Annotated in this window: 4 protein-coding genes and 1 pseudogene; all 5 read left to right on the top strand. The window is 69.6% G+C overall.

Features of this window, described 5'->3' with window-relative positions; all coding sequences use genetic code 11:
• Positions 1-359 (top strand): annotated as a pseudogene (locus HMPREF3099_RS12635) (hypothetical protein); the annotation flags it as partial.
• A gap of 175 nt (positions 360-534) precedes the next feature.
• Complete coding sequence (gene rpsF, locus HMPREF3099_RS00880) at positions 535-822, top strand: 30S ribosomal protein S6 (RefSeq protein ID WP_070703330.1); 288 nt, start codon at positions 535-537, stop codon at positions 820-822.
• 75 nt (positions 823-897) lie between these two features.
• A complete protein-coding gene (locus tag HMPREF3099_RS00875; protein ID WP_070703329.1) occupies positions 898-1,461 on the top strand; it encodes a single-stranded DNA-binding protein in 564 nt (187 codons plus the stop codon).
• A gap of 103 nt (positions 1,462-1,564) precedes the next feature.
• Positions 1,565-1,810, top strand: coding sequence for a 30S ribosomal protein S18 (rpsR, locus tag HMPREF3099_RS00870; protein ID WP_070703328.1), 246 nt, complete (start codon positions 1,565-1,567; stop codon positions 1,808-1,810).
• A gap of 33 nt (positions 1,811-1,843) precedes the next feature.
• Positions 1,844-2,290, top strand: a complete 447-nt coding sequence (rplI, locus tag HMPREF3099_RS00865; RefSeq protein ID WP_070703327.1) for a 50S ribosomal protein L9 — start codon at positions 1,844-1,846, stop codon at positions 2,288-2,290.
• Positions 2,291-2,441: the final 151 nt, after the last annotated feature.

Here is a 2,441-nt window from a genome sequence, read left to right as displayed (position 1 = left end):
CCCTGTTGGGCGGTGTGCTCGCCCGCCGCGCCACCACCGGCCAGGAGGTGGGCGCAGCCCTGGGGGCCGGGGCGCTGGTGGCCGCGGCGCTGCAGCCGGAGGTGCCCACGCAGTTCGGCCTGCTGGCGGTCCCCTTCGTCGCGCTGGCGGGGTGGGGCTGGCGGACGCACCTGTGGTGGGTGCTCGTGGAGGGGCTGCACTTCGTCTTCGTGTGGATGTACCTGGGGCGGGCCTCGAACACCCGCATGGGGATGCCGGAGGACGGCTACGCGGCGGTGGTGGCCCTCCGGCTGGCGGCCTGGGTGGTGCTGGTGACGCTGCTGGTGCTGCGGTCGTCGAGGACTGCCCGCCTCCGGTAGACTCCACAAGTTGTCGTGCGCCGCGATGCCGGTGTCAGGTCGTCCACAGGCCCCGTCACGGGGAGGGGCGACGGGGCCGGTCGACCGCCATCATGGGGGCGTGGGGCGCGACGACAGTGACCCTCCTGCCACGGAGAGACCGTGGCCGCCGAGACCGAAGGAGGTGGGTTCACGCATGCGTCAGTACGAGCTGATGATGATCATCGACCCCGAGACCGACGAGCGCACCCTGCCGGCGATGGTGGAGAAGCTCCTCACCGTCGTGAAGGCCGAGGGTGGTTCCGTCGACGAGACCGACATCTGGGGTCGTCGCCGCCTGGCCTACGACATCAAGAAGAAGTCCGAGGGCCTGTACGTGGTCACCACCCTGACCATGGGCACGGACACCGCCAAGGAGCTCGACCGCCAGCTCGGACTCAACGAGTCCGTGCTGCGTTTCAAGCTCCAGCGTCCGACCGTCTGAGGCGACGGTCCACGCGACCGTCACCCCAGCCGTCACGACTGAGGAACTGCACACCGCGAGAGAAGGAGGCCGGTCATGGCCGGCGACACCGTCATCACGATCATCGGAAACCTCACCGCTGACCCCGAGCTGCGTTTCACGCCGAACGGTGCAGCGGTGGCGAACCTGACCATCGCCTCCACCCCCCGCCAGTTCGACCGTCAGGCGAACGAGTGGAAGGACGGCGAGACGCTGTTCATGCGGTGCTCCATCTGGCGCGAGGCGGCGGAGAACGTCGCCGAGTCGCTGAAGAAGGGCACCCGCGTCATCGCCCAGGGGCGCCTCAAGCAGCGCTCGTTCGAGCAGGACGGCCAGCGCCGCACGGTGGTGGAGATGGAGATCGACGAGATCGGCCCCTCCCTCCGATACGCCACGGCCAGCACCACCAAGACCCAGCGCTCCGGCGGTGGCGGCTTCGGTGGCAACTCCGGCGGCAACGCCGGTGGCCAGGGCGGCGGCTGGAACTCCGTCCCGCAGGGCGGCGCCCCGCAGCAGAACCAGCAGCAGAACGACCCGTGGGCCTCCGGTGGCAACACCGGTGGCGGCCAGCCCCAGGGCTCCTGGGACGCCGCTCCGAACTACGACGAGCCCCCGTTCTGATCCTCGGTCGCACCCATCCCGAGCAGTCGGTGAGAACTGCCGCTCGGGCTCTCAATCACCGGTGACCTGACCGTCACCACACCTTTCGAAGGAGAGCACCACGATGGCCAAGTCCGTTGTGCGCAACCCCAAGCCCGTCAAGAAGAAGGCGAACCCGCTCAAGGCCGCCAAGATCGAGAAGATCGACTACAAGGACACCGCCCTGCTGCGGAAGTTCATCTCCGACCGCGGCAAGATCCGCGCCCGTCGCGTCACCGGCGTCTCCGTGCAGGAGCAGCGCCAGATCGCGAAGGCCGTGAAGAACGCCCGCGAGATGGCCCTGCTGCCCTACTCGAGCTCCGCTCGCTGATCGCAGCCGTAGAGACTTCGAGGAGGAGAAGCCATGAAGATCATCCTGACCCACGAGGTGAGCAGCCTCGGTGAGCCCGGCGACGTCGTCGACGTCAAGGACGGCTACGCCCGCAACTACCTGCTGCCCCGCAACCTGGCCACCCCGTGGACCAAGGGCGGTGAGAAGCAGGTGGAGGCCATCCGTGCGGCCCGCGCCTCGCGTGCGGTGAAGTCGCTGGAGGAGGCCGAGGCCCAGAAGGCGCAGCTCGAGGGCCGCGCCGTCAAGGTCAAGGGCAAGACCACCGCGAGCGGTCGCCTGTTCGGTGCCGTGACCTCCGCCGACGTCGCCGAGGCCATCCTGGCCGCCGGCGGTCCGCAGGTGGACAAGCGCCGCATCGAGATGGGCGGCCACATCAAGGCCCTGGGCGACCACACCGCCACGATCCGCCTGCACCCCGAGGTGCTGGCGACCGTGAAGCTGCAGGTCGTCGAGGCCTGATCGGCCGAGCACCCGCTCCACGCAGGACGGGCCCACTCCTCCGGGGGTGGGCCCGTCCTGCGTGCCCGGGGCGCGGGCGGGGTCGGGGTCCGACGAACTGGCTCATCCGATCTGAGGGTGTAGCCGGGGTCTGAAGCCGCCGGCTTCGAGG

The sequence above is a fragment of the Kytococcus sp. HMSC28H12 genome (assembly GCF_001816045.1).
GTDB classification, from domain to species: domain Bacteria; phylum Actinomycetota; class Actinomycetes; order Actinomycetales; family Dermatophilaceae; genus Kytococcus; species Kytococcus schroeteri.
This window is presented reverse-complemented; position numbering and strand designations above follow the sequence as displayed.

What these genes read in the sequence shown, in the direction of transcription:
- rpsF (WP_070703330.1), top strand. Translation starts at nt 535, where the DNA reads ATGCGTCAGTACGAGCTGATGATGATCATCGACCCCGAGACCGACGAG.
- HMPREF3099_RS00875 (WP_070703329.1), top strand. Translation starts at nt 898, where the DNA reads ATGGCCGGCGACACCGTCATCACGATCATCGGAAACCTCACCGCTGAC.
- rpsR (WP_070703328.1), top strand. Translation starts at nt 1,565, where the DNA reads ATGGCCAAGTCCGTTGTGCGCAACCCCAAGCCCGTCAAGAAGAAGGCG.
- rplI (WP_070703327.1), top strand. Translation starts at nt 1,844, where the DNA reads ATGAAGATCATCCTGACCCACGAGGTGAGCAGCCTCGGTGAGCCCGGC.